22 protein-coding genes and 1 tRNA gene are annotated in these 23,996 nt (G+C 70.6%); 14 read left to right on the top strand and 9 right to left on the bottom strand.

The window, feature by feature from the left end:
- Positions 1-3 precede the first annotated feature (3 nt).
- Positions 4-90 (bottom strand) — tRNA-Leu (locus LRX76_RS13835).
- Positions 91-224: 134 nt separating this feature from the next.
- Here LRX76_RS13835 and LRX76_RS13830 point away from each other — a divergent pair.
- The 4 genes from LRX76_RS13830 (at position 225) to thrC (ending at position 6,068) form a co-directional block, all read left to right on the top strand.
- Entirely contained in the window at positions 225-593 is a 369-nt protein-coding gene (locus LRX76_RS13830; RefSeq protein WP_231806194.1) for a response regulator, read from the top strand.
- A 553-nt stretch (positions 594-1,146) separates the two neighbouring features.
- Positions 1,147-3,648: a bifunctional aspartate kinase/homoserine dehydrogenase I gene (gene thrA, locus LRX76_RS13825; RefSeq protein ID WP_231806192.1), complete on the top strand. Its 2,502-nt coding sequence runs from the start codon at positions 1,147-1,149 to the stop codon at positions 3,646-3,648.
- Between the two features lie 8 nt (positions 3,649-3,656).
- Positions 3,657-4,616, top strand: coding sequence for a homoserine kinase (locus LRX76_RS13820; RefSeq protein ID WP_231806238.1), 960 nt, complete (start codon positions 3,657-3,659; stop codon positions 4,614-4,616).
- Positions 4,617-4,775: 159 nt separating this feature from the next.
- Positions 4,776-6,068 carry a threonine synthase gene (gene thrC, locus LRX76_RS13815; RefSeq protein WP_231806190.1) on the top strand — a complete coding sequence of 431 codons (1,293 nt, stop codon included), beginning with the start codon at positions 4,776-4,778 and terminating at the stop codon, positions 6,066-6,068.
- Positions 6,069-6,132: 64 nt separating this feature from the next.
- On the opposite strand, the gene LRX76_RS13810 is transcribed toward thrC, so the two are convergent.
- Positions 6,133-6,891, bottom strand: a complete 759-nt coding sequence (locus LRX76_RS13810) for a helix-turn-helix domain-containing protein (protein ID WP_331716783.1) — start codon at positions 6,889-6,891, stop codon at positions 6,133-6,135.
- A 106-nt stretch (positions 6,892-6,997) separates the two neighbouring features.
- Between LRX76_RS13810 and hisS the strand changes: the two genes are divergently transcribed.
- The gene (hisS, locus tag LRX76_RS13805; RefSeq protein ID WP_231806186.1) at positions 6,998-8,419 is read left to right on the top strand and encodes a histidine--tRNA ligase; all 1,422 of its coding nucleotides are present in this window, start codon (positions 6,998-7,000) and stop codon (positions 8,417-8,419) included.
- A 183-nt stretch (positions 8,420-8,602) separates the two neighbouring features.
- Here the strand turns inward: hisS and LRX76_RS13800 are convergent, their stop codons facing one another.
- Entirely contained in the window at positions 8,603-9,826 is a 1,224-nt protein-coding gene (locus LRX76_RS13800) for a hypothetical protein (protein WP_231806184.1), read from the bottom strand.
- Positions 9,827-9,945: 119 nt separating this feature from the next.
- On the opposite strand from LRX76_RS13800, the gene LRX76_RS13795 reads away from it, so the two are divergent.
- The 9 genes from LRX76_RS13795 to hisIE are packed head-to-tail and all read left to right on the top strand — an operon-like array spanning position 9,946 to position 17,486.
- Positions 9,946-10,269, top strand: a complete 324-nt coding sequence (locus tag LRX76_RS13795) for a YerC/YecD family TrpR-related protein (RefSeq protein ID WP_231806182.1) — start codon at positions 9,946-9,948, stop codon at positions 10,267-10,269.
- 9 nt (positions 10,270-10,278) lie between these two features.
- Positions 10,279-11,193, top strand: a complete 915-nt coding sequence (gene hisG, locus LRX76_RS13790) for an ATP phosphoribosyltransferase (RefSeq protein ID WP_231806180.1) — start codon at positions 10,279-10,281, stop codon at positions 11,191-11,193.
- On the top strand, positions 11,190-12,485 hold the full coding sequence (gene hisD / locus LRX76_RS13785; RefSeq protein ID WP_231806178.1) for a histidinol dehydrogenase: 1,296 nt from the start codon (positions 11,190-11,192) through the stop codon (positions 12,483-12,485). The genes hisG and hisD overlap by 4 nt, the downstream gene beginning before the upstream one ends.
- Positions 12,482-13,627, top strand: a complete 1,146-nt coding sequence (gene hisC, locus LRX76_RS13780) for a histidinol-phosphate transaminase (protein ID WP_231806176.1) — start codon at positions 12,482-12,484, stop codon at positions 13,625-13,627. Before hisD ends, hisC begins: the two co-directional genes overlap by 4 nt.
- The gene (gene hisB, locus LRX76_RS13775) at positions 13,624-14,697 is read left to right on the top strand and encodes a bifunctional histidinol-phosphatase/imidazoleglycerol-phosphate dehydratase HisB (protein WP_231806174.1); all 1,074 of its coding nucleotides are present in this window, start codon (positions 13,624-13,626) and stop codon (positions 14,695-14,697) included. The genes hisC and hisB overlap by 4 nt, the downstream gene beginning before the upstream one ends.
- Positions 14,694-15,293, top strand: coding sequence for an imidazole glycerol phosphate synthase subunit HisH (gene hisH / locus LRX76_RS13770; RefSeq protein ID WP_231806172.1), 600 nt, complete (start codon positions 14,694-14,696; stop codon positions 15,291-15,293). The genes hisB and hisH overlap by 4 nt, the downstream gene beginning before the upstream one ends.
- Positions 15,294-15,305: 12 nt before the next feature.
- Positions 15,306-16,043 carry a 1-(5-phosphoribosyl)-5-[(5-phosphoribosylamino)methylideneamino]imidazole-4-carboxamide isomerase gene (hisA, locus tag LRX76_RS13765; RefSeq protein ID WP_231806170.1) on the top strand — a complete coding sequence of 246 codons (738 nt, stop codon included), beginning with the start codon at positions 15,306-15,308 and terminating at the stop codon, positions 16,041-16,043.
- Positions 16,037-16,810 carry an imidazole glycerol phosphate synthase subunit HisF gene (gene hisF / locus LRX76_RS13760; protein WP_231806168.1) on the top strand — a complete coding sequence of 258 codons (774 nt, stop codon included), beginning with the start codon at positions 16,037-16,039 and terminating at the stop codon, positions 16,808-16,810. Before hisA ends, hisF begins: the two co-directional genes overlap by 7 nt.
- Entirely contained in the window at positions 16,803-17,486 is a 684-nt protein-coding gene (gene hisIE / locus LRX76_RS13755; RefSeq protein WP_231806166.1) for a bifunctional phosphoribosyl-AMP cyclohydrolase/phosphoribosyl-ATP diphosphatase HisIE, read from the top strand. Before hisF ends, hisIE begins: the two co-directional genes overlap by 8 nt.
- A gap of 50 nt (positions 17,487-17,536) precedes the next feature.
- Here the strand turns inward: hisIE and LRX76_RS18780 are convergent, their stop codons facing one another.
- The 6 genes from LRX76_RS18780 to LRX76_RS13730 form a co-directional block, all read right to left on the bottom strand.
- Positions 17,537-17,671, bottom strand: a complete 135-nt coding sequence (locus LRX76_RS18780) for a hypothetical protein (protein WP_269450889.1) — start codon at positions 17,669-17,671, stop codon at positions 17,537-17,539.
- Positions 17,672-18,275: 604 nt separating this feature from the next.
- Positions 18,276-18,974, bottom strand: coding sequence for an acireductone synthase (gene mtnC, locus LRX76_RS13750; protein ID WP_231806164.1), 699 nt, complete (start codon positions 18,972-18,974; stop codon positions 18,276-18,278).
- Between the two features lie 211 nt (positions 18,975-19,185).
- Positions 19,186-19,752, bottom strand: coding sequence for an acireductone dioxygenase (locus tag LRX76_RS13745; protein WP_231806162.1), 567 nt, complete (start codon positions 19,750-19,752; stop codon positions 19,186-19,188).
- A gap of 248 nt (positions 19,753-20,000) precedes the next feature.
- Positions 20,001-20,654, bottom strand: coding sequence for a methylthioribulose 1-phosphate dehydratase (locus LRX76_RS13740; RefSeq protein WP_231806160.1), 654 nt, complete (start codon positions 20,652-20,654; stop codon positions 20,001-20,003).
- Between the two features lie 172 nt (positions 20,655-20,826).
- The gene (locus LRX76_RS13735) at positions 20,827-22,251 is read right to left on the bottom strand and encodes an amino acid permease (protein WP_231806159.1); all 1,425 of its coding nucleotides are present in this window, start codon (positions 22,249-22,251) and stop codon (positions 20,827-20,829) included.
- A 122-nt stretch (positions 22,252-22,373) separates the two neighbouring features.
- Positions 22,374-23,849, bottom strand: coding sequence for an amino acid permease (locus LRX76_RS13730; RefSeq protein ID WP_231806157.1), 1,476 nt, complete (start codon positions 23,847-23,849; stop codon positions 22,374-22,376).
- Positions 23,850-23,996 lie beyond the last annotated feature (147 nt).

Raw genomic sequence — 23,996 nt, 5'->3', positions numbered from 1 at the left:
GCTTGGTGCCGAAGGTGGGACTCGAACCCACACGCTTTTAAGGGCGGCGGATTTTGAGTCCGCTGCGTCTACCGATTCCGCCACTTCGGCGCGGTCGCGAAGTATAGCCCACGATCCGGACGGAACAACATCGCTGAACGATTTAGGCGAGGCACTCCCGGCACGGAAGGGGCAATGGGTGCGCAGTTATAATTCGTGTGGTCCACAGCCTGGGAAAAAGCGGTATGCAATTGCAGGGAATGCACGTGCTGGTAGTGGAGAACGACGAGATGAACGCGACGCTGCTGGAGCTGCAGCTCGCCCAGGCCGGCGCGGTGATGCTGGGTCCCGCCGCTTCCGTCGCCGACGCGTTGCGCCTGATCGAGGAGAAGCCGGATCTGGCGATCCTGGACTATCGTCTCGGCGGCAACGAAACCAGCGAGGACGTGGCCCACACGCTTGCCGAACGCGGCGTCCCCTTCGTGCTGGCCACCGGCCTGAGTGCCGACGACCTGCCTCCGGTATTCGCACGCGGCGTGGTGCTGGAGAAGCCCTACGTCACCGAGGAACTGCTTGCCGCATTGGCCGAAGCACCGGGGAAGCTGACCGCATAGCCGTTGTGGCTCCGAGGGGATGGCAGGCGCTTCGGGCTTCCGGCCGATTCCCTTCTCGTCGCTTGCCGGACCCGGTGCGTACGGGCCTTGTCGCAGCCCAGGCGCGGGCGTCGACCTGGCCCCTCGATGCCCGGTTTCCGGCGCCGGTCAAGATCCTTGCGCTGTGTCGCCGGTTGCGGAAACAAGCCCCCGTCGCCGTCGCGAGCGTTTGGTTCGTGCTGAAACCGTCCTTTGGCGGCGCGGCCTGCGCGGGTTCGTGCGGTGCAGCACTTGACAGTTCCCCGGTCGCTGTTGTCTTGTTGGCCGCCATGCCAAGTCGCCACGCCCGCTGCAACGTCCTTGTCCTGTCGGCCATGCGCCCGCAGTCGCACCGCGTTGCCGGCATCGCGACCATCATTACCACCGTCACCACTTGCCCGGTGCGGCCCGTCGTCTTCGCGTAGTTTTCCGAAAACCACGGCCCCGCACCCGGATCAGGATGCGGGGGTACTCCCCGGCCTGAGACGAGCGGGGCCTCCCAGCCCGAGGTCTTGCCATGTCGTCAGCAGCATCGTTGGAATTCCCCGAAGCACAGCCCGAACCCGGCCCGCAGGCGGTGCCGGGGACCGTCGTGCACAAGTTCGGCGGCACCTCCGTGGCCGATGCCGAGCGCTATCGCCACGTCGCGCAGTTGCTGCTGGCGCGCGAGGAGTCGGTGCAGGTCACCGTGGTCTCGGCGATGAAGGGCGTGACCGATGCGCTGATCGCGATGGCCGAGGCCGCCGCCTCCGGCAGCGCCGACTGGCGCGAGCTGTGGCACGAACTGCGCGGCCGCCATCGCGGCGCGGCGGTGGCGCTGCTGGGCGAGGCGGCCGGTCCCACGCTGGAGTGGCTGGACCAGCGCTTCGATCACCTTGCGCAGATCCTGGCCGCGCTGGCGGTGATCGGCGAGCTGCCCAACGAGGTGCTCGAGCGCGTGCAGGGCCTGGGCGAGGTCTACTCGGCGCACCTGTTGGGCCACCACCTGCAGGCGCTGGGCGAGGACTGCGCGGTGCTGGACGCGCGCGACGTGCTGGTGGTCGAGCGCAACGAGCTGGGGGTGGCGGTGGACTGGGCGCTCAGCGCCGCCAGGCTGGCCGAGTGGCGCGGCGGGCACCCGCAGCCGCGGGTGGTGGCCACCGGCTTCGTGGCGCGCAACCACGGCGGCCACATCACCACGCTGGGACGCAACGGCAGCGACTACTCGGGCGCGATCTTCGCCGCGCTGTTCGGCGCCGACGAACTGCATATCTGGACCGACGTGGACGGCGTGCTGTCGGCCGATCCGCGGGTGGTGCCCGAGGCGGTGCAGCTGGAGACGCTCAGCTACGACGAGGCCTGCGAGCTGGCCTACTTCGGCGCCAAGGTGGTGCATCCGCAGACGATGTACCCGGCGATCGAGCGCGGACTGCCGATCATCATCCGCAACACCTTCCAGCCCGACCATCCGGGCACCCGCATCACCGCCAGCAGCGAGGTCAGCGGCCCGATCAAGGGCCTGACGCTCAGTCCCGACCTGGCGGTGCTGAACCTGGAAGGCACCGGCCTGATCGGCGTCCCGGGCACCGCCGAGCGGGTGTTCTCGGCGCTGCGCAACGCGCGCGTGTCGGTGGTGATGATCTCGCAAGGGTCTTCGGAGCACTCGATCTGCTGCGTGGTCAGGCAGGGCGAGTCCGAGCGCGCCCGCGATGCGCTGCTGAGCGCGTTCGCGCACGAACTGGGCCAGGGCCAGGTGCACCGGGTGCAGCTCACCACCGGCATCAGCGTGCTGGCGGCGGTGGGCGACGGCATGGCCGGGCAGCCCGGCGTGGCCGCGCGCCTGTTCGAGTCGCTGGGGCGGGCACAGGTCAACATCCTGGCCATCGCCCAGGGTTCGTCCGAGCGCAACATCTCGGTGGCGATCGACAGCCAGCACGCGGCCAAGGCATTGCGCGCCGCGCATGCCGGCTTCTGGCTGTCGCCGCAGACCTTCGCCGTCGGCGTGATCGGCCCGGGCAACGTCGGCGCCGCGTTCCTGGACCAGTTGCTGGAAGCCCGCCAGCAGCTGCTGGGCAAGGCCAACGTGGACCTGCGGCTGCGCGCCATCGCATCGTCGCGGCGCATGCTGCTGGGCGCGCGTGCGCTGTCCGGCGACTGGCGCGCGGCGCTCGCCGGCAGCCCCGAGGCGGTGGACCTGGAGCGTTTCACCGAGCACCTGCTGTCGGCGCACCTGCCGCACGTGGTGATCGTCGACTGCAGCGGCAGCGCCGCGGTGGCCGACCGCTACGAGGGCTGGCTGGCCGCGGGCATCCACGTGGTGACGCCGAACAAGCAGGCCGGTTCCGGCCCGCTGCCGCGCTTCCGCGCCATCCGCGCCGCCGCGGCCGCCAGCGGCGCGCGCTTCCGCTACGAGGCCACGGTCGGCGCCGGCCTGCCGGTGATCACCACGCTGCGCGACCTGGTCGATACCGGCGACAAGGTGACCTCGATCGAGGGCATCTTCTCCGGCACGCTGGCATGGCTGTTCAACAAGTACGACGGCAGCGTGCCGTTCTCGCAGCTGGTGGCGCAGGCGCGGTCGATGGGCTACACCGAGCCGGACCCGCGCGACGACCTGTCCGGCGTGGACGTGGCGCGCAAGCTGGTGATCCTGGCGCGCGAGGCCGGGCGCGAGATCGGCCTGGAGGACGTGGCGGTGGAAAGCCTGGTGCCCGCTTCCCTGGGCCAGGCCAGCGTCGAGGAGTTCATGGCGCGGCTGCACGAGGTCGACGCGGCGCTTGCCCTGCGCCTGCGCGATGCGCGCGCCCGCGGCTGCGTGCTGCGCTACGTGGCGCGGCTGTCGCGCGACCTGCAGCCCAGCGTCGGCCTGGTGGAGATGCCGGCCGACCATGCCTTCGCCAACCTGCGCCTGACCGACAACGTGGTGCAGTTCACCACCCGCCGCTACAGCGAGAACCCGCTGGTGGTGCAGGGGCCCGGCGCCGGACCGGAGGTGACCGCCGCCGGCGTGTTCTCCGACCTGCTGCGGGTCGCGGCGGGCGAGGGGGCGCGGCTGTGAACGCCGGCATGCAGGCGCCGGCGCGCGCCGATGCGGCCGCTGGCGGCACGCAGCTCGAGGCCAGGGCATGGTCGCCGGCCTCGGTGGCGAACGTGGCGGTGGGCTTCGACCTGCTCGGCTATCCGCTGGCCGGCGTCGGCGACACCGTCAGCGTGCGCCGCATCGACAGCCCGCAGGTGCGCATCGCCGCCATCCGCGGCGCAGAGGTGGCGCTGCCGGGCACGGCCGCCGACAACACCGCCGGCGCCGCGCTGATCTCGCTGCGGCAGGCGCTGCGGCTGCCGTTCGGGTTCGAGATCGAGATCGACAAGGGCATCCCGCTCAGTTCCGGCATGGGCGGCTCGGCCGCCTCGTGCGTGGCGGCGCTGGTGGCCGCCAACGAGCTGCTGCCCGAACCGCTGGAGCGCGAGCGGCTGTACCCGTACGCGCTCGACGGCGAGGCGGTGGCCAGCGGCAGCCGCCATGGCGACAACCTGGGCCCGATGCTCCTGGGCGGGCTGGTGCTGTCCACGCTGGAGCGGCTGGTGCGCATCCCGGTATCCGCGGCCTGGCACAGCCTGCTGGTGCACCCGGACGCGCAGCTGGAAACCCGGCGCGCGCGCGCCGCGCTGCAGGGCGCCTACCAGCTGAAGGAATTCGTCGCCCAGAGCGGCAACCTGGCGCTGTTGCTCGCCGGCTGCCATGCCGGCGATGCCGGCCTGGTGCGCGCGGGATTGCGCGACGTGTTGGTGGAACCGCGGCGGGCGCCCCTGATCGCCGGCTTCGACGCCGCCAAGCAGGCGGCCCTGGCCGCCGGCGCGATGGGCGCGAGCATCTCCGGCGCCGGTCCCAGCCTGTTCGCCTGGTTCGAGTCGCGGGCCGAGGCCGACGCCGCGGCGGCGGCCGTGCGCCAGGCCTTCGGCGACGCCGGCTTCGGCAGCCAAGCGTGGGTGTCGCCGATCGCCAGCCCTGGCGCGGTGGTGCTGTGAGGCGGGATGACCAGCCATTCGGCTGTGGAATGCCGGGAGTGGGGATTCGCAAAAGCGTTTCCTTCCCGCTCCGTGACCCCGCTCGATCTTGCCAATCCCCAATCCCCAATCCCGAATCCCGAATCCCGAATCCCGAATCCCGAATCCCAGACTCCCCCCATGACCTTCATCTCCACCCGTAACACCGCTCCTGCCGCCAGCCTCAGCCAGGCCATCGCCGCCGGGCTGGCACCCGATGGCGGGCTGTACGTTCCCGAACGCATGCCGGCGCCGCGCCGGCTGGCGCCCGGGGCGACCCTGGCCGACACCGCGGCGACGCTGCTGCAGCCGTTCTTCGCCGGCGACGGCCTGGCGCCCGAGTTGGCGACGATCTGCGGCGAGGCGTTCGACTTCCCGGCGCCGCTGCAGCCGTTGGCCACGCCCGGTGACCACGTGCTGGAGCTGTTCCATGGACCGACCGCGGCGTTCAAGGATTTCGGTGCGCGCTTCCTCGCCGCCTGCCTGGCGCGCCTGCGCAGGGGCGCGGAGCGTCCGTTGACCATCCTGGTGGCGACCTCCGGCGATACCGGCGCCGCGGTGGCGGCCGCCTTCCACCGCCAGCCTGGGCTGCGGGTGGTGGTGCTGTATCCGGACGGCAGGGTGTCGCCGCGGCAGGCGCACCAGCTGGGCTGTTTCGGCGACAACGTGAGCGCGCTGCGCGTAGCCGGCTCGTTCGACGACTGCCAGGCCATGGTCAAGCAGGCGCTGGGCGATGCCGGATTGCAGGCACAGGTGCCGCTCAGCTCGGCCAACAGCATCAGCCTGGGCCGGCTGCTGCCGCAGACGAGCTACTACGCCCACGCCGCGCTGGACCACCATGCGCGCCATGGCCGGCCGTTGGATTTCGTCATTCCCACCGGCAACCTCGGCAACGCGCTGGCGGCGATCATCGCCCGCGAACTGGGAGTGCCGATCGGCCGTATCGTGCTGGCGACCAACGCCAACCGGGTGCTGCCGGAATACTTCGACGGTGGCGACTACGCGCCGCGCGCCAGCGTCGCCACCATCGCCAATGCGATGGACGTGGGTGCGCCCAGCAACTTCGAGCGCCTGCGCTGGCTCTACGACGGCGACGACGCCAAGCTCAGGGCCGCATTCCGATCGCATGCGGTGGACGATACGGCCATCCGCCAGACCATTGCCGAGCGCTACCGGCGCTACGGCGAGGTGTTCTGCCCGCACACCGCCGCTGCGGTGCATGTGCTGGGGGATCTGCGCGAGCGTGGCGTGGAGGGCGACTGGTCGGTGGTCGCCACCGCGCATCCGGCCAAGTTCGAGAGCGTGGTCGAGCCGCTGATCGGGCGGGCGCTGGAGGTGCCGCCGGCACTGGCGGCGCTGCTGGCCAGGCCCGCGCACGCCGATCCGCTGCCGCCGGACTACCGGGCCCTGAAGGAGCGCTTGCTGCGGGACTGAATCGCCTGGGCTACTTCGGCGCCGGAGCGAGGGGGGATCGCCGTCTCGGCGGCGGTCGCGCGGGTCAGTCGGCTTCGTTGGATGCCAGCTTGTGCAGGCCGGCGAAGTCGCGGATCTCGACCACGTGCAGCTGCGGCAGGGAGATCAGGCCCTGCAGGCGCAGCTTGGTGAAGGTGCGGCTGACGGTTTCCATGGTCAGGCCGAGGTGGTCGGCGATGTCGCCGCGGCCCATCGGCAGCGCCACCAGGTTGCGGCCATCGCCGTCGCGCGCCAGGCGCGAGGCCAGGGTGAGCAGGAAGTCGGCCAGTTTCTCGGTGGGCTGCATGCGCGCCAGCGCCAGCGCGGCATCCTGGGCGGCGTCCAGCTCCAGGCAGGCGCGCTGCAGCAGCTTGCGCTCCAGCTTCGGGTACTGCGTGCGCAGCTGCTGCATGTCGGTGATCGCCACCCGGCAGACGTGGCTGTCGGTGATGGCCTCCACGTCGTAGCGGTACTTGAGCGACTCGGTCAGGCCGACGTAGTCGCCAGGAAGCACGAAGCCGGCGACCTGCCGCCGCCCGTCGGCCAGCGTGCGCACCAGCCGCAGCGCGCCATCGGTCAGCGTGTAGACGTGGCGGCGGGCATCGCCGGTGCGGGCCAGGGTGGCGCCTTCCTCCAGCGGCATGGTCGTGGTCACCGCCTCCAGCGCCTGCGCTTCCTCGCTACCGAGCGCCGAGCAGATGGACAGATGGCGGACCGCACAATGCATGCAATCCGGGGCGGCGGCCCCTTCATGGCAGACGGGATCCTTGTAGGGCAAGGCAAATCCTGGCAGCGGCCGATTCATAGGCTGACGACGGCGGGAGGTTCCCATGATAAAGCATGCGGCCATCCCTGCGCCCAGCCGCTAGAATTATCGGCGGTCCATACCCCCCGTTTCAGGAGTCTCGCTAGTGATAAAGCCCCGTACGCCGCCCGGCATCATGGAATTGCTGCCGCGCGAGCAGATCGCGTTCCAGCGCATGCTGGACGTCATCCGCCGCAACTACGAGCGCTTCGGCTTCCTGCCGGTCGAGACTCCGGTGTTCGAGCTTTCCGACGTGCTGCTGACCAAGTCCGGCGGCGAGACCGAGCGGCAGGTGTACTTCGTGCAGTCCACCGGCGCGCTGGCCAATGCCGCCGCCGCGGCCGACGAGCGCGACGAAGGCGGCCTGCCGGGGCAGGCCCTCCCGGAGATGGCGCTGCGCTTCGACCTGACCGTGCCGCTGGCGCGCTACGTGGCCGAGCACGAGCACGACCTGACCTTTCCCTTCCGTCGCTACCAGATGCAGCGCGTGTATCGCGGCGAGCGCGCCCAGCGCGGCCGCTTCCGCGAGTTCTACCAGTGCGACATCGACGTGATCGGCAAGGACGCGCTGAGCATCCGCTACGACGCCGAGGTGCTGGCGGTGATCCACGCGGTGTTCTCCGAGCTGGGCATCGGCGATTTCGCCGTGCAGCTCAACAACCGCAAGCTGATGCGCGGCTTCTTCGAGAGCCTGGGCGTGGCCGACGGCGAGCGCCAGATGGACGTGCTGCGCGAGGTGGACAAGCTCGACAAGCGTGGCGCCGACTACGTGCGGCAGACCCTCGCCGGCCCGGATTTCGGCATCGCCTCCGAACAGGTGGAGAAGATCCTGGCGTTCGTCGCGGTGCGCTCGCTGGGGCACGCCGATGCGCTGGCGCGGCTACAGGCGCTGGAGACCGGCGCCGGTGGCAACGACGTGCTGCGCGAGGGCGTGGCCGAGCTGCGCGAGGTGCTGGAGCTGGTCAAGGCACTGGGCGTGCCGGAGTCGGCCTACTGCCTGAACTTCTCCATCGCCCGCGGCCTGGACTACTACACCGGCACCGTCTACGAGACCGTGCTCAGCGGGCATCCGCAGATCGGCTCGATCTGCTCGGGCGGCCGCTACGAGAACCTGGCCAGCCACTACACCAAGTCGAGGCTGCCCGGCGTGGGCATCTCCATCGGCCTGACCCGGCTGTTCTGGCAGTTGCGCGAGGCCGGCCTGATCGAAGGCATCGCCGCCAGCAGCGTGCAGGCGATGGTGGCGCTGATGGACGAGGCCCGGCTCGGCGATGCGCTGGACATTGCCCGTCGCCTGCGCGCCGGCGGCATCAACACCGAAGTGCAGATGGAGCCGAAGAAGATCGGCAAGCAGTTCCAGTACGCCGCGCGCGCGGGCATCCGCTTCGTCGCGCTGGCCGGCGACGACGAGCTGGCCCGCGGCGTGGTGGCGGTGAAGGACCTGGTCCGCGAGCAGCAGTTCGAGGTGCCGCGCGAGGAACTGGCCAGCACCCTGCAGGTGGAACTGGAGCAGGCCAAGGTCATGTGACCGGCTGCGAGCCGGAGCGATGCAGGAGCGCCGTAGGAACGCCGTAGGGGCAATGTAGGAGCGATGTAGGGGCGACCTGTAGGAGCGACTTCAGTCGCGATTGGGCTTTACCGGTAAGGCCTCATCGCGACTGAAGTCGCTCCTACAGGTCGCTCCTACAGGACGCTCCTGCGACGAGCCAGCTCACCGCTGGTCCGCAAGCAGGCCGTTCTCGCGCAGCAGCTCCACCAGCCGCTGGCGGTCGCCGGCATCGCCGCTGCGCCAGCCGCTGCTGCTGGCGACGATCCGGCCCTGGCGCACGACGTGGAAGGTCGGCATCCGCCATTCGCCGAGCAGGCTCCAGGGCTGTCGCGCATGGATCGGCAGCATCGGCGCCTGCGGCTGGCGCAGGTTCCATTCCCTTACCGCCTGCAGGTCCTCGGCGCCCGGGGGCAGCGACAGCCAGCGCGCATGGCGGGCGAAGACCGGCCCCAGCAGCGGGTCGGCGGCGATGTCGCGCGCCGCGTCGGCGGAGAAATGGCAACCGGCGGCGACCACGATCTGCAGCGGCTGCAGGTCCACGGTCTCGCGCACCAGGGTGGTGCCGGCATCGTCCATCCGCCACACGCTCGGGGCCGCCGTCTCCGGCGGCAAGGGATCGAGGAAGCGGATGCGCGCCAGCAGCGGCGGCCCCGGCAGGGCGCGGGCCAGGCGTTGCGCGCCGGCGTAGTCGCGGGCCAGCAGTAGGGTGTCGGCGGTTTGCCGCAGGTCGTGCACGTGCGCCGTGCCGCGCTGCTGCAACAGTGCCATCGCCGCGGCCAGCGCCGGCAGCAGCGAGGCATCCTCGCCGGCCTCGGCGTATTCGATGCGGATGGCGCGGGCGAGCAGGGCGAGATCGGCGTCGGCCAGGCGCGGCAGTTCCGCCGGCTCGTGGATTTCCGGGAACCACTGAGCGAACGGACGCCGGGCCGCGGTCGCCGGCTGGCGCGCGCGGCGCACGCGGTTGTAGGCGTTGTAGCGCAGTTCCAGCTCGCTGGGCGCAGCGGTCGCGGGAGGCGAGGGCGTGGGCGACCAGTCGATGGCGAGCGTCCCGGCCAGCGACTCCGCGCCCAGCAGCGCGAGCAGTGCCCGCGCCTGTCCGGAGGTCAGCAGGTGCAGATCCTGCACGTCCAGACCGACGATACCGCGCTCGCCGAAGTCGATGCCCTCGATGAAGCGGGTGCGGGCAGCGGGCGCAAGCGCATCGAACGGCGTGCTGCCGGACGGGCGTTCGCGCAGGTAGGCCTGCAGCCGGTCGCTGGACGTCAGCGGCGGCCGGGCCCGGGCTTCGGAAGCATCGCTCTTCGATGCCGGTGCGGATGCAGGGGCAGCGGCACAACTGCCGGCTGCGGCCAGGAGCAGGACGAGCGGGAGGGCGTTGCGCGGCATCGGGCGGGCGTCCAGTGCGGTTGCGGATGCCGCCGCAGCGTAGCAGGGGGGGGGCGCACGTGGCTTGACCGGAGAGTCATGTCTGGATTAATGTAACAGCACGTTATTACATTGATGCAATGAAACAGCGCCCGACATCCGCCCAGGACCGCCAAGCCCGCACCTCGATCGAGGCACTGGCGCGTGCGCTTGCCGCACTGGACAAGCCACGCGACGTGGCTGCCTTCCTGCACGACCTGTGCACGCCTGCCGAGCTGGAGGCGATGGCCGACCGCTGGCGCGTCGTGCCGCTGCTGGTCAAGGGCGTGCCGTACCGCGAAATCCACGACCTGACCTCGGTCAGCGTCACCACCATCGGCCGCGTGGCGCGCACGCTGGAGCACGGGACCGGCGGCTATGCCGCGGGCCTGCGCCGGCAGGCGGCAGCGGCCGGAACCGACTGAGATACCGAAATGACTGCTCCCCTGGCGGCACCGGCACGCGACCGGCTGCGTATCGCCATCCAGAAAAGCGGCCGCCTGGCCGAACCTGCGCGCAGCCTGCTCACCGCCTGCGGGCTGAGCTGGCGGCAGAGCCGCGACAAGCTGTTCTGCTACGGCGAATCGCTGCCGGTGGACCTGCTGCTGGTGCGCGACGACGACATCCCCGGGCTGATCGCCGACGGCGTGGCCGACCTGGGCATCGTCGGCCGCAACGAGCTGGACGAGCAGGCCGCCGAGCGCCGCCGCAACGGCCTGCCGGAGGCGTATCGCGCACTGCGCGGGCTCAATTTCGGCCAGTGCCGGCTGATGCTGGCGGTGCCCGAGGAGTGGGACTGGCAGGGCGTGCAGCAACTGCAGGGCAAGCGCATCGCCACCAGCTATCCGGCGATCCTGGCCGGCTGGCTGGCCGAGCGCGGCATCGACGCGCAGGTGGTGGAACTGTCCGGCTCGGTGGAGATCGCGCCGCGGCTGGGCACGGCGGACCTGATCTGCGACCTGGTCTCCAGCGGCGCGACCCTGGCCGCCAACCAGCTCAAGCCGGTGGAACTGGTGATGGAGAGCGAGGCGGTGCTGGCCGGTTCGGTACGCACGCCCGACGATGCGCGTGCCGGGCTGATCGCCATGCTGCTGCGCCGGCTCGACGGCGTGGTGCGGCTGCGCGACAGCAAGCTGCTGATGTTCCGCGCCGCCCGCGACAGCATCGCCGGGCTGGCGCGGCTGTTGCCCGATGCCGATCCGCTGGTGGAACTGCCGAGCTTGGTGGACGGGCCGCTGCAATTGCAGACGATGTGCCACGGCGCGATCACCTGGCAGCGGCTGGAGGAACTGGAGCGCGCCGGTGCGCAGGGGCTGATGGTATTGACGGTGGAGCGATCGCTGGCATGAACACACTCGACTGGGATCGTATCGACGAGGCCGCGCGCGCGCAGGCGCTGACCCGGCCGGTGCAGGCCGTGGCGGTACGGACGCGCGAATCGGTGGCGCAGCTGATCGATGACGTGCGCAGCCGCGGCGACGCCGCGCTGCGCGAGATCACCCTGCGCTTCGACGGCGTGGCGCCGGAGTCGTTCGAGGTCGACGCGGCCGCGTTCGACGCCGCCGAGGCCGAAATCGCGCCGGAACTGCGCCAGGCGATGGAGCAGGCGATCGGCCGCATCGAGGCCTTCCACCGCGCCGGCATGGCCAGGCCCTACTCGGTGGAGACCGCGCCGGGCGTGGTCTGCGAGCGGGTGATCCGGCCGATCGGGCGGGTCGGGCTGTACGTGCCCGCCGGCAGTGCGCCGCTGCCGTCGACCGCGTTGATGCTGGGCGTGCCGGCGCGGCTGGCCGGCTGCCGCGAGGTGGTGCTGTGCACGCCGCCGCGCAAGGACGGCAGCGTCGATCCGACCGTACTGGTGGCAGCGCGGCTGATCGGGGTGACCCGGGTGTTCAAGCTCGGCGGTGCGCAGGCGATCGCGGCGATGGCCTACGGCACCGGTTCGGTGCCCTCGTGCGACAAGCTGTTCGGCCCCGGCAACAGCTTCGTGACCGAGGCCAAGCAGCAGGTGGCGCAGGCCGGTGCGGCGGCGATCGACATGCCGGCCGGGCCGTCGGAAGTGCTGGTGATCGCCGACGACGGCGCCGATCCGGCGTTCGTCGCCGCCGACCTGCTGTCGCAGGCCGAGCACGGGCCGGATTCGCAGGTGCTGCTGGTCTCCGACTCCGCGGCGCTGATAGAACGCGTGCGGGGCGAGATCGATTCGCAACTCGAGCGGCTGCCGCGCGCGCAGATCGCGCGCCAGGCGCTGGCGGCGTCGCGGCTGATCCTGGTGGGCGACCTGGCCGAGGCGTTCGCCATCAGCAACCGCTACGCGCCCGAGCACCTGATCCTGGCGCTGCGCGAGCCGCGCGCCTGGCTGGACCAGGTGGAGGCCGCCGGATCGGTGTTCCTGGGCAACTACACGCCCGAGGCGCTGGGCGACTACTGCAGCGGCACCAACCACGTGCTGCCGACCAGCGGCGCGGCACGCGCCTACAGCGGCGTCAGCGTCGCCAGCTTCCAGAACTTCGTCAGCGTGCAGGCGGCCAGCCGCGAGGGCATCGCCGGCATCGGCGACTGCGCGCTGGTGCTGGCGCGCGCCGAGGGCCTGGATGCGCACGCCAACGCGGTGGCACTGCGCATGGGGGCGGCGGCATGAACGCGGCGCAGGACGACCTGCTGGCGCTGGTGCGCCCGGACCTGCGCGGCTTCGCCGGCTATTCCTCGGCGCGCAGCAGCGCACTGCAGGGCGAGGTCTGGCTCAACGCCAACGAGTCGCCGTGGCCCAACCCGGCCGACGCCGACGCCGCCAGCCGCCGCTATCCCGACCCGCAGCCGCAGGCGCTGCGCGCGGCGCTGGCGCGGCTGTACGGCTGTGAGGCCTCGCAGTTGCTGATCGGCCGCGGCAGCGACGAGGCCATCGACCTGCTGGTGCGGGCGCTGTGCGAGCCGGGCCGCGACGCGGTGGTGACCACGCCGCCGGTGTTCGGCATGTACGCGGTGTCGGCGCGGCTGCAGGCGGCGCGGCTGATCGAGGTGCCGCTGCGCGACGGCGAGGACGGCTTCGCCCCGGACCTTCCGGCGGTGGTCGAGGCGGCGCTGGCGGGCGCGGCCAAGCTGGTGTTCCTGTGCTCGCCGTCCAATCCCACCGGCGGCGCGCTGTCGCCGGACGACATCGCCGGCGTGGCCGAGGCGCTGGCCGGCAGGGCGCTGGTGGTGGTGGACGAGGCCTACGGCGAGTTCTCCGGGCAACCCTCGGCGGTGGCGCTGATGGCGCGGCATCGCAACCTGGCGGTGCTGCGCACGCTGTCCAAGGCGCATGCGCTGGCCGCCGCGCGGATCGGCTGCCTGATCGCGCAGCCGCAACTGATCGCCGTGCTGAGGGCGTGCCAGGCGCCATACCCGGTGCCGACGCCGTGCGCGCAACTGGCACTGGCGGCGCTGGCCCCGGAGGCGCTGGCGATGACCCGCGAGCGCGTCGCCCAGCTGCAGCGCGAGCGCGAACGCATGCAGGCCGCCTTGCAGCGGTTGCCCGGCGTGCGCCGCGTCTACCCCTCGCAGGGCAACTACCTGCTGGTGCGCTTCGACGATGCCGATGCCGCCTTCCAGGCATTGCTCGGCACCGGCGTGGTGGTGCGCGATCAGCGCGCCGCACCGCAGCTGGACGATGCGCTGCGCATCTCGCTGGGCACGCCGCAGCAGAACGACCGCGTGCTGGCTGCGCTGCAAAAGTCCAGTCCCGGCAGCCTGGACGTGCCGCGTTCTTGCGAGGGACGCGCATCCAATGGGGCAGCGGCATGACTCCGATCCTGTTCGTCGATCGCGACGGCACCCTGATCGAGGAGCCGGCCGACTTCCAGATCGACAGCTACGCCAAGCTGCGCTTCGTGCCCGGCGTGATCCCGGCGATGCTGCGCCTGCGCGATGCCGGCTACCAGTTCGTCATCGTCAGCAACCAGGACGGGCTGGGCACGCCGGCCTATCCGCAGGCCAGCTTCGATGGCCCGCACCAGCTGATGCTGCAGGTGTTCGAGAGCCAGGGCATCGTGTTCCGCGACCAGCTGATCGACACCAGCTTCGCCGAGCAGAACCTGCCCACGCGCAAGCCGGGCATCGGCCTGGCGCTGCCGTACCTGCAGGACCGGTCGATCGACTGGGCGCGCTCGGCCATGGTCGGCGACCGCCCTACCGACATCGCCTTCGCCGACAACCTGCGCATCCGCGGCTTCCAGCTGAAGACGCCGCAGTTCGGCGGCGAGTGGGACTGGGACGGCATCGCCCACGAACTGGCCGACGCGCCGCGCCGCGCGCACGTGCAGCGCGACACCAAGGAAACGAGGATCTCGGTCGACATCGACCTGGACCGCGTGGCCGACCCGCGCATCGCCACCGGCCTGCCGTTCTTCGACCACATGCTCGAGCAGATCGGCAAGCACGGCGGCTTCGCGCTGGCCATCGAGGCGCAGGGCGACCTGCACATCGACGAGCACCACACCATCGAGGACACCGGCCTGGCACTGGGGCAGGCGCTGCGCGAAGCCCTGGGCGACAAGCGCGGCATCGGCCGCTACGGCTTCACCCTGCCGATGGACGAGACCCTCGCCAGCGCCGCGCTGGATTTCAGCGGACGCCCGTACCTGGTGTTCGAGGGCGAGTTCAGGCGCGAGCGCGTCGGCGACATGCCCACCGAGCTGGTGCCGCACTTCTTCCGCTCGCTGTGCGATGCTTCCGGCCTGAACCTGCACCTGAGCGTGCGCGGCGACAACGACCACCACAAGGTCGAGGCGTGCTTCAAGTCGCTGGCGCGCGCGCTGCGGCAGGCCGTCCGTCGCGAAGGCAATGCGCTGCCTTCGACCAAGGGAGCGTTATGACCGATGTTGCGTTGATCGATGCCGGCGGCGCCAACCTGGGCTCGGTGCGCTACGCGCTCGAACGCCTGGGCGTGGAGCCGCGGCTGGTGCGCGACGCCGAAGGCCTGCGCGGTGCCGAGCGGGTGATCCTGCCGGGCGTGGGCGCCGCGCCGTATGCGATGGCGCGCCTGCGCGAGCAGGGCCTGGTCGAGCCGCTCCGGCAGCTGCAGGTGCCGCTGCTGGGGGTGTGCCTGGGCATGCAGCTGCTGTTCGACGATTCGGAGGAGGGCGACGTCGCCTGCCTGGGCCTGATCCCGGGCACCGTGCGCCACCTGCACGCCGACCTCGGCATCCGCGTGCCGCACATGGGCTGGAACGAGCTGCTGCCGCTGCGCGAGTCGCCGCTGACCGCCGGCCTGCCGGCCAAGGCCTATGCCTACTTCGTGCACGGCTATGCCGCGCCGCTGTCGGCCGACACCGTGTCCGCCTGCGATCACGGCGGCCTGTTCGCTGCAGTGGTGCAGCATGGCCGCTACGGCGGCGCGCAATTCCATCCGGAGCGCTCGGGCGAGACCGGCGCGCGCATCCTGCGCAACTTCCTCGAGAGCGAATTCTGAGATGGGTGCCCCATGAGCTTCACCGTCTATCCCGCACTGGATATCCGCGACGGCCGCGTGGTGCGGCTGGCGCAGGGCGACTACGACCGCGAGACCCACTACGGCAGCGATCCGCTGCCGCGCGCGCAGGCCTTTGCCGAGGCCGGTGCGCAGTGGATGCACTTGGTGGACCTGGATGCGGCCAAGGCCGGCGGCTACACGCTGGCGCCGCTGCTGGACGCGATCGCCCGCGCCACCGGCCTTTCGGTGCAGACCGGCGGCGGCGTGCGCTCGCGCGAGGACGTGGCACGCATCCTCGACGCCGGCGCCGAGCGGGTGGTGATCGGTTCGCTGGCGGTGCGCCAGGCGGACCAGGTGCTGGGCTGGCTGGCGGAATTCGGCAGCGGCCGCCTCACCATCGCCCTGGACACGCGCCAAGACCCCGAGACCGGTCGCTGGACGCTGCCGGTGCACGGCTGGACCGAAACCGCCGAGCTGGACCTGGACACGCTGGCCACGCGCTATGCCGAGGCCGGCATGAAGCACCTGCTGTGCACCGACATCGAGCGCGACGGCATGCTCTCCGGTCCCAACCTGGAACTGTACGTGCACCTGCGCAAGCTGCTGCCCGGGGTGGAGGTGCAGGCCTCCGGCGGCGTGCGCGATCTGGCCGACGTGCGTGCCGCGCGCGCGGCCGGCTGCGGCGGCGTGGTGCTGGGGCGCTCGCTGCTGGAAGGGCGGCTGCAACTGAAGGACGCGCTGGCATGCTGACCCGCCGCATCATCCCGTGCCTGGACGTGCGCGACGGCCGCGTGGTCAAGGGCGTGCGCTTCCGCGACCACGTGGACATGGGCGACATCGTCGAGCTGGCGCTGCGCTACCGCGACCAGGGCGCCGACGAGCTGGTGTTCTACGACATCGGCGCCAGTCCCGAAGGGCGCGCGGTGGCCACCGCCTGGGTCGAGCGCGTGGCGCGGATGATCGACATCCCGTTCTGCGTGGCCGGCGGCATCCGCGACGTGGAGACCGCGCGCCAGGTGCTGCATGCCGGCGCCGACAAGATCTCGATCAACTCGCCGGCACTGGAGCGCCCGCAGCTGGTGGCCGAACTGGCCGAGGCATTCGGCGTGCAGTGCGTGGTGGTCGGCGTGGACTCGGTGCGCGAGAGCGACGGCCAGTGGCGCGTGCGCCGCTACTCCGGCGACCCCGACAAGACCCAGGCGTTGCGCGTGCGCACGCTGGACTGGATGGTCGAGGTGCAGCGCCTGGGCGCCGGCGAGATCGTGCTCAACTGCATGGACAGCGACGGCGTGCGCCGCGGCTACGACCTGGCCCAGCTGCGCGAGGCGCGCGCGGTGTGCAAGGTGCCGCTGGTCGCCTCCGGCGGCGCCGGCACGATGCAGGATTTCGCCGACGTGTTCGACAAGGTCGACGTCGACGGCGCCCTGGCGGCGAGCGTGTTCCACAGCGGCGCGATCGCCATTCCCGAACTCAAGCAATTCCTGCGCAGCAGGCAGATCGAGGTACGCGATGTCTGAACCAAGCTCCAGCGGGAAGGATCCCGCCTGGCCCGAAGCGAAGGACCTGGACTGGGCCAAGGGCGGCGGCCTGCTGCCGGTGGTGGTACAGGATGCGGCCACCCTGCGCGTGCTGATGCTCGGCTACATGGACGAGGCGGCGCTGGCCGCCACCCGCGACAGTGGCAAGGTCACCTTCTATAGCCGCAGCAAGCAGCGGTTGTGGACCAAGGGCGAAAGCTCGGGGCATTTCCTCGAGGTGGTGGCCGTGCGCGCCGACTGCGATGCCGACACGCTGCTGGTCACCGCGCATCCGCACGGCCCGACCTGCCATACCGGCCGCGACAGCTGCTTCCCGCAGGCGCCGGGCACGGATGCGAATCCGCCGCAACAGCAGCCCGCGCATCCACGTGCGGACATTTCCTTCCTGGGCACGCTCGACCAGCTGGTGGCCGAGCGCGAGCGGACCCGTCCATTCGGCAGCTACACCACCCAGTTGTTCGAACAGGGCGTGCGCCGGATCGCCCAGAAGGTCGGCGAGGAGGGCGTGGAGACCGCGCTGGCCGGCGTCGCCCAGGACGACCCGGAGCTGCTCGGCGAAGCCGCCGACCTGCTGTACCACCTGATCGTGCTGCTGCGTTCGCGCGAGCTGTCGCTGGGCGATGCGGTCGCGGTGCTGGCATCCCGGCATCGCTGATCAGCCAGCAGGTCCTGCCCCGGGGCACGGCTGGCAGGGCCGCGACCGGATCAGGACGCCATGTTGCAGTTGCCGGCCGGCGCGTCGTACAACAACACCGCCACGCTCTCGGCGGTGACCGCAAGGGCGGGCAGAAGCCAGCGCAGGTCCCTCGGCCTGTACAGCAGCGTGAGCACGAGCGTCACGACCAGGGCAGGAACATTTGCTGCACACATCGCCAGCAGGACCAGCGTGCGCTATAGCGGACCGAGGCAGCCCTGCCAGTCGCCGCCCAGGATGAGCGCCGACAAGAGCGGCAGGACGGTCCCGCTGGCGAGGCAGGTGCCCGCCGCGATGCGTCCGACCGTCGCGCGATTGCCGGACCGGTGCATCGGCGGGGACGGAACTGTGGGGGGTGGCGTCATGATGGTGCGCGGGCGGCCGCGGAAGCGCTGTAATTGAGTAGCGCGCAAGCGGGGACGACGGCGATCCTGCGAAGAAGAGGGGGATTCAGACACCCTGCCGATGGCTGTCCTCCGGGGGAGGAGCTAGCGACCATTTGTCGCAGAGATGCGACTGGTTCTTGTTTCTTCATCGCTTCGGCAAGACCCCTAGACTTGCTCCCGCAGCAAGCCAGCATCCGCAAGCCAGCCGCGCTGATCGAGCCCGCAAGCCCATCGCCTGCCAGCCAGATCGACCATCGACGCCTCCTGCAATGGAGGCGTTTGCATTTGTGCCATCCCGGCGATGGCCTGCGGATACCCGGCGTCACCGCGCAGGCTGCCGCGGGGAACGCGCCTGCGGCCGCTGTCAGTCCTGTAGCGCGACGATCTGCGCGAAGCTTTCCACGCGCAGGTGTCCCCTTGTGGCTTCGCACTGGCGAGGGGCCGGATAGTCCTCGCGGCGATCCACCAGCACCGTCTGCAGGCCGGCATCGCGCGCGGCATCGAGTTCCTCGACGACGTCGGACAGGAACAGGATGCCGGTCGCCGGCAGGCCGATACGCGCGGCGATGCCGGCATAGCTGGCACGCTCGCGCTTGCCGCCGACCTCGGTATCGAACCAGCCGGAGAACAGTCCGGTCAGGTCGCCGGCGTCGCTGTGGCCGAAGAACAGCTTCTGCGCCGGCACCGAGCCGGACGAGTACACGTACAGCGGCAGCCCGGCCTGGTGCCAGTGGCGCAGCGCCGCGGCGGCGTCCGGGTAGATGTGCGCGGTGAAGTCGGCGTCGCGGTAGCCGGCTTCCCAGATCATGCCCTGCAGCGCCTTGAGCGCGGTGTGCTTGCGGTCCTGGTCGATCCAGTCCTGCAGCGTCTCGATGGTCGTCTCGTCCTTCGCGTCGCCGGTCTCGGCGGCCACCGTGTCCAGCCAGTGGCGCACCTGCGGCTCGCCGCCGTGGGTGGCGACGAAACCGGGCAGGGCGCGGCGGGCGTAGGGGAACAGCACGTCCTTGACGAAGGAGATGCTGCTGGTGGTGCCTTCGATGTCGGTCAGGATGGCCTGGGGCATGGGAGCTTCGTTGGAGGTAGAGGTCACCGCCGCCATCCCTGGCGCAAGCATGCGGCTAGCGGAACGTCCGGCCCGGCCATCCATGGCCGGGCGTTCGCCGGCGCAGCAGATGCGCTTGTGGCATCTGCTGAACGTGCCGACTCACCCTTGACGAAGGAGATGCTGCTGGTGGTGCCTTCGATGTCGGTCGGGATCGCCTGCGGGGCGGGCATCAGGCGACCTTGTCCGAGGTTTCCGGCTCGTAGCGCGGGAATTTCTGCGCGATGTCGCTGCCGGTGAAGTGGCCGACCCAGCCGTCCGGCTCGGTGAAGAAGCGGATGGCGACGAAGTGCGGCTCGGCACCCATGTCGAACCAGTGCAGGGCGCCGTCCGGGACCGCGATCAGGTCGTCCTTGACGCACTCGATCTCGTAGACCTTGTCGTCCACGTGCAGGGTGAACAGGCCCGAGCCGGCGACGAAGAAGCGGACCTCGTCCTCCTTGTGGAAGTGCTCGTCCAGGAACTTGGCGCGCATTTCGTCGCGCTTGGGGTTGTCCGGGGCGATGCTGACCACGTCCACCGACTTGAAGCCGCGTTCGGCGACCAGGCGGTCGATGTCGGTGCGATAGGCCTGCAGTACCTGCTCGGGCGTGGCGCCCGGCTCGATCGGCTGGGCGGCCTGCCAGCGTTCGAAGACCACGCCGATCTTCTGCAGCTCGGCGGCGATCTGCGCGCCGTCGCGGCTGTCGAACTGCGGCGTGTCGGGGGCGTTTTCGGCGAAGATGCGGAGTCGGCTCATGGCGTTGGCTGCAAGGGTGGACAGGAGGGCAAGGGTAGCAAGCCGAAGGAGAACCCCGGCTTACGGCATCGGAACGCTGATGTTCCGTCCAGGGCGGCAATCGTGGCCGATTCGGTGCTGGCGAAGAGGCGAACGTCGTGGCGGGAGCCGCGCAGGCTGGGCGCGGTGGCCGCGCGAGGCCGGCCTGCGGCTCCGCCGCGACGGCGGTAGGCCGGGGCCACGCCGGAGGCATGGACCCGGACGGCCGCTCAACGGGCGACGCGCAGCTTGCGCAGTTCCAGGTCGCAGTGCAGCAGGAACTCGAACGCCTCCAGGTGCCGGCGCGCCTCGGCCATGTCGCGGCCCCAGGCATACAGCCCGTGGCCTTCGATCAGGTAGCCCCACAGCGGCTGCCGGTCGAGCAACGCATCGACCTGGGCGGCCAGCACGTCCATGTCCTGGGTGTTGGCGAACACCGGCACGTCCACCGCGGTCTCGTGGGTGCTGTTGCCGCGGAAGGCCTTGAGCAGTTCGTAGCCTTCCAGGTGGACCTTGCCGGCCCCGGCGTACAGGCGCGAGGCCACGGTCTGCACCGGCGAGTGCGTGTGCAGCACGCAGCCGACATCGGCGAAGCGGCGGTACAGCTGCGTGTGCAGCAGGGTCTCGGCCGAGGGCCGCAGGTCGGTGGCGACCGGCCTGCCGTCGAAATCCACCACCATGATGTCGGCCGGGACCAGCCGGCCCTTGTCGCGGCCGGAGACGGTGATCGCGGCATGGCGCGGGTCCAGGCGCATGGAGAAGTTGCTGCTGGTGGCCGGGGTCCAGCCGGCCTGGGCCAGTTCGCGGATGTTGTCGATCAGCAGCTGCGCCAGCTCGTCGAGGCGGCCGCTGTCGTAGGGAACGGGGGCGGGATTGGCGTTCATTTCCGTATTCTACTGTCCCGTCCCGGGTCTCATGCACTGGCCGTATGGGGGATGACCGTAGGAGCGAGTGCAGTCGCGATCGGGCTCTACCGGGTAAAGCCTCTCGCGACTGAAGTCGCTCCTACGGGCCGCTCCTACAGGTGGCGCCTGCAGTCGTCTTGCCGGAGGCGGGTCACCCGCGCAGCCGGCTGTGGCGGTAGCCGTAGCCGAAGTACAGCAGCAGGCCGCCGGCGGTCCACAGCCCCATCAGCATCCAGTTGTGCAGGGTCATCGCCGACAGCAGCGTCATGCAGCTGGCGACGCCGGCCAGGCAGACGAACCAGGCGCCGCGGATGCGGAACGGGCGCGGCAGGTCGGGCTGGGTGCGGCGCAGCACCAGCACCCCGGCGCAGACCGAGGCGAAGGCGATCAGGGTGCCCATCGAGGTCAGCTCGCCGAGCACGTCCAGCGGGAACAGCGCGGCCAGCAGGGCGATGCCGATGCCGGTGATGACGGTGTTGATGTGCGGGGTGCGGTACTTCGGATGGATCCGGGTGAACAGCGGCGGCAGCAGGCCGTCGTTGGCCATGATCATGAAGATGCGCGGCTGCCCGATGATCATCACCAGCACCACCGAGGAAAGGCCGATCAGCGCGCCGATCTCCACCACCACGCGCAGCCAGCCCAGCTGCGGATGCGCCGCCACCGCGGTCACCACCGGCTCGTCGGTGCCCAGCAGCGTGTACGGCACCAGGCCGGTCATCACCGCGGCCATGGCGATGTAGAGCACGGTGCAGATCAGCAGCGAGAACAGCATGCCGGTGGGCAGGTCGCGCTGCGGCCGGCGCGATTCCTGCGCCGCCACCGATACCGCCTCGAAGCCGATGTAGGCGAAGAACACCATCGACGCGCCGCGCAGCACGCCTTCCCAGCCGTACCTGCCGGGGCCCTCGTTGGCCGGGATGAACGGCTGCCAGTTGCCCGGATCGACGTACTTCCAGCCGGCGAAGATCACCAGCAGGATCAGCCCGGTCTTGAGCACCACCATCGCCATGTTCATCGCCGAGGATTTGCGGATGCCGACGTAGCACAGCCAGGTCAGCAGCAGCACGATCGCCGCCGCCGGCAGGTTGGCGATGGCGCCGGTGGGGCGCAGGCGGGCGTCCAGCGGCGCGTTGACCAGCGCCGCCGGCAGGTGGATGTCGAAATGATCGAGCAGGCTCAGGAAGTAGCCGGTCCAGCTCACCGCCACCGCCGATGCGGACACGCCGTACTCCAGCACCAGCATCCAGCCGATGTACCAGGCGGCCAGTTCGCCGAAGGTGGCGTAGGTGTAGGTGTAGGCGCTGCCGGAGACCGGCACCATCGAAGCGAACTCGGCGTAGGCCAGCGCGCAGAAGGCGCAGCAGACCGCGGCCAGCACGAACGACAGCATGATCGCCGGGCCGGCATGGTTGGCCGCGGCCTGGCCGGTGATGACGAAGATGCCGCCGCCGATCACCGCGCCGATGCCCAGCGCGGTCAGGCCCCATGGACCGAGCGTGCGGACCAGTTCCAGCCCCCCTGCGTCGCGATTGACGGCGTGGGGGTGCTTGGTGGCCCAGAGTTGTTTGAGCATGGGGCGGTTCCGGCGAGGGGAATTGGAAGGATCCCGGCACATGGACATGCCGTGATTTTGCTAGGCGCTGGCCCGTTGAGTCTGCGCGCACGGATGCGCGGATTCCTTGCAGGGACTCGCCATCAAGCCTTGCCGGCCAGGCGGCTGTGGCGGATGCCGTAGCCGAAGTAGATCAACAGGCCGAGCACGGTCCAGCCGACGAATACCTTCCAGTGCTCCTGGAAGGCTTGGAAGAACAGGAACATGCAGGTCAGCGCGCCGAGCGGGCAGATCAGCAGGAACGCCGGCACCCGGAACGGACGCGGCAGCTCCGGGCGGGTGAAGCGCAGCACCAGCACGCCGATGCAGACGGTGGCGAAGGCCAGCAGGGTGCCCATCGACACCAGCTCGCCGAGCACGTTCAGCGGCACCAGTCCGGCCAGCGCGGCGGCGAGCACGCCGACGATGACCGTACTGACGTAGGGGGTGCGGTGCTTGGGGTGGACCTTGCCCAGCAATGGCGGGATCAGGCCGTCGCGCGCCATGCTGTAGGACACGCGCGACTGCCCCATCAGCATCACCAGCACCACCGAGGACAGGCCGGCGATCGCGCCGATCTCCACCGCGGTCTTCAGCCAGGCCAGCGAGGGGTAGGATTCGAGCGCGGTGGCGACCGGCTTTGCGGTGCCGAGCAGCGTGTACGAGGTCATGCCGGTGAGCACGGCGCAGACGACGATGTAGACCAGGGTGCACAGGGCCAGCGAGCCGAGGATGCCGATCGGCATGTCGCGCTGCGGGTTCTTGGCCTCGCCGGCGGCGGTGGAGACCGCGTCGAAGCCGATGTAGGCGAAGAACACGATCGAGGCGGCGCGGAATACGCCGCTCCAGCCGAACTCGCCGACGGTGCCGTTGTTCTCCGGGATGAAGGGGGTCCAGTTGGCGACGTCGATGTGCATTGCGCCGAAGGCGATGAACAGGCAGATCACGGTGATCTTGATCGCCACCACGATCGCGTTGGCCAGCGCCGACTGGGTCACGCCGCGGTACAGCAGCGCGCTGACCGCGACGACGATCAGCACCGCCGGCAGGTCGATGATGCCGCCGGACGGGTGGAAGCCGCCGTCCCTCCAGGCCAGCGGCGCCTGCGCCAGCGCCGCCGGGAACGGCAGGTGCAAGGTGGTGGTGATGAAGCTGATCAGGTAGGCCGACCAGCCCACCGCCACGCTCGAGGAGGCGAACAGGTACTCCAGCACCAGGCACCAGCCGATGAACCAGGCCACGCCCTCGCCGAGGGTGGCATAGGAATAGGAGTAGGCGCTGCCGGAGACCGGCAGCATCGCCGCGAACTCGGCATAGCACAGCCCGGCCAGGGCGCAGGCGAAGCCGGCCAGCACGAACGACAGCATCACCGCCGGGCCGGCGTGGTTGGCCGCGGCCTGGCCGGTCAGCACGAAGATGCCGGCGCCGATCACCGCGCCGATGCCGAGCAGGATCAGATGCTTCGCCGTCAGGGTCCTTTTCAGCGAGGCTTCGCCCTCCAGGCTGCCCTCGACCGGTTCGCCGGCATCGACATGTGCGGCCGGTTCGACCGGTTTGACCCTCGACAGAGATTTCAGCATTCGGTATCCCCAAGTGGCATGGCGGTCCGGCGCGGCGGCGCTCCGGCGCTGATGGCACGCGGCGCCGGGAGCGGGCCGCGCAAGCGTCGTACCTTGCCAAACCCGGCCGGCCGCCACAAGCGCGGCCGTGGCGGCGGGCGATAATGG

This window comes from Stenotrophomonas sp. MMGLT7 (assembly GCF_021168555.1).
Taxonomy (GTDB): Bacteria; Pseudomonadota; Gammaproteobacteria; order Xanthomonadales; family Xanthomonadaceae; genus MMGLT7.
The sequence above is the reverse complement of the archived record's forward strand: the minus strand, read 5'-3'. Positions and strand labels throughout refer to the sequence as shown.

Excerpts from the sequence above, each read along its gene's own strand:
- LRX76_RS13830 (WP_231806194.1), top strand. The coding sequence starts at position 225 with ATGCAATTGCAGGGAATGCACGTGCTGGTAGTGGAGAACGACGAGATG.
- LRX76_RS13820 (WP_231806238.1), top strand. The coding sequence starts at position 3,657 with ATGCAGGCGCCGGCGCGCGCCGATGCGGCCGCTGGCGGCACGCAGCTC.
- thrC (WP_231806190.1), top strand. The coding sequence starts at position 4,776 with ATGACCTTCATCTCCACCCGTAACACCGCTCCTGCCGCCAGCCTCAGC.
- LRX76_RS13810 (WP_331716783.1), bottom strand. The coding sequence starts at position 6,891 with ATGAATCGGCCGCTGCCAGGATTTGCCTTGCCCTACAAGGATCCCGTC.
- LRX76_RS13800 (WP_231806184.1), bottom strand. The coding sequence starts at position 9,826 with ATGCCGCGCAACGCCCTCCCGCTCGTCCTGCTCCTGGCCGCAGCCGGC.
- LRX76_RS13795 (WP_231806182.1), top strand. The coding sequence starts at position 9,946 with ATGAAACAGCGCCCGACATCCGCCCAGGACCGCCAAGCCCGCACCTCG.
- hisG (WP_231806180.1), top strand. The coding sequence starts at position 10,279 with ATGACTGCTCCCCTGGCGGCACCGGCACGCGACCGGCTGCGTATCGCC.
- hisD (WP_231806178.1), top strand. The coding sequence starts at position 11,190 with ATGAACACACTCGACTGGGATCGTATCGACGAGGCCGCGCGCGCGCAG.
- hisC (WP_231806176.1), top strand. The coding sequence starts at position 12,482 with ATGAACGCGGCGCAGGACGACCTGCTGGCGCTGGTGCGCCCGGACCTG.
- hisB (WP_231806174.1), top strand. The coding sequence starts at position 13,624 with ATGACTCCGATCCTGTTCGTCGATCGCGACGGCACCCTGATCGAGGAG.
- hisH (WP_231806172.1), top strand. The coding sequence starts at position 14,694 with ATGACCGATGTTGCGTTGATCGATGCCGGCGGCGCCAACCTGGGCTCG.
- hisA (WP_231806170.1), top strand. The coding sequence starts at position 15,306 with ATGAGCTTCACCGTCTATCCCGCACTGGATATCCGCGACGGCCGCGTG.
- hisF (WP_231806168.1), top strand. The coding sequence starts at position 16,037 with ATGCTGACCCGCCGCATCATCCCGTGCCTGGACGTGCGCGACGGCCGC.
- hisIE (WP_231806166.1), top strand. The coding sequence starts at position 16,803 with ATGTCTGAACCAAGCTCCAGCGGGAAGGATCCCGCCTGGCCCGAAGCG.
- mtnC (WP_231806164.1), bottom strand. The coding sequence starts at position 18,974 with ATGCCCCAGGCCATCCTGACCGACATCGAAGGCACCACCAGCAGCATC.
- LRX76_RS13745 (WP_231806162.1), bottom strand. The coding sequence starts at position 19,752 with ATGAGCCGACTCCGCATCTTCGCCGAAAACGCCCCCGACACGCCGCAG.
- LRX76_RS13740 (WP_231806160.1), bottom strand. The coding sequence starts at position 20,654 with ATGAACGCCAATCCCGCCCCCGTTCCCTACGACAGCGGCCGCCTCGAC.
- LRX76_RS13735 (WP_231806159.1), bottom strand. The coding sequence starts at position 22,251 with ATGCTCAAACAACTCTGGGCCACCAAGCACCCCCACGCCGTCAATCGC.
- LRX76_RS13730 (WP_231806157.1), bottom strand. The coding sequence starts at position 23,849 with ATGCTGAAATCTCTGTCGAGGGTCAAACCGGTCGAACCGGCCGCACAT.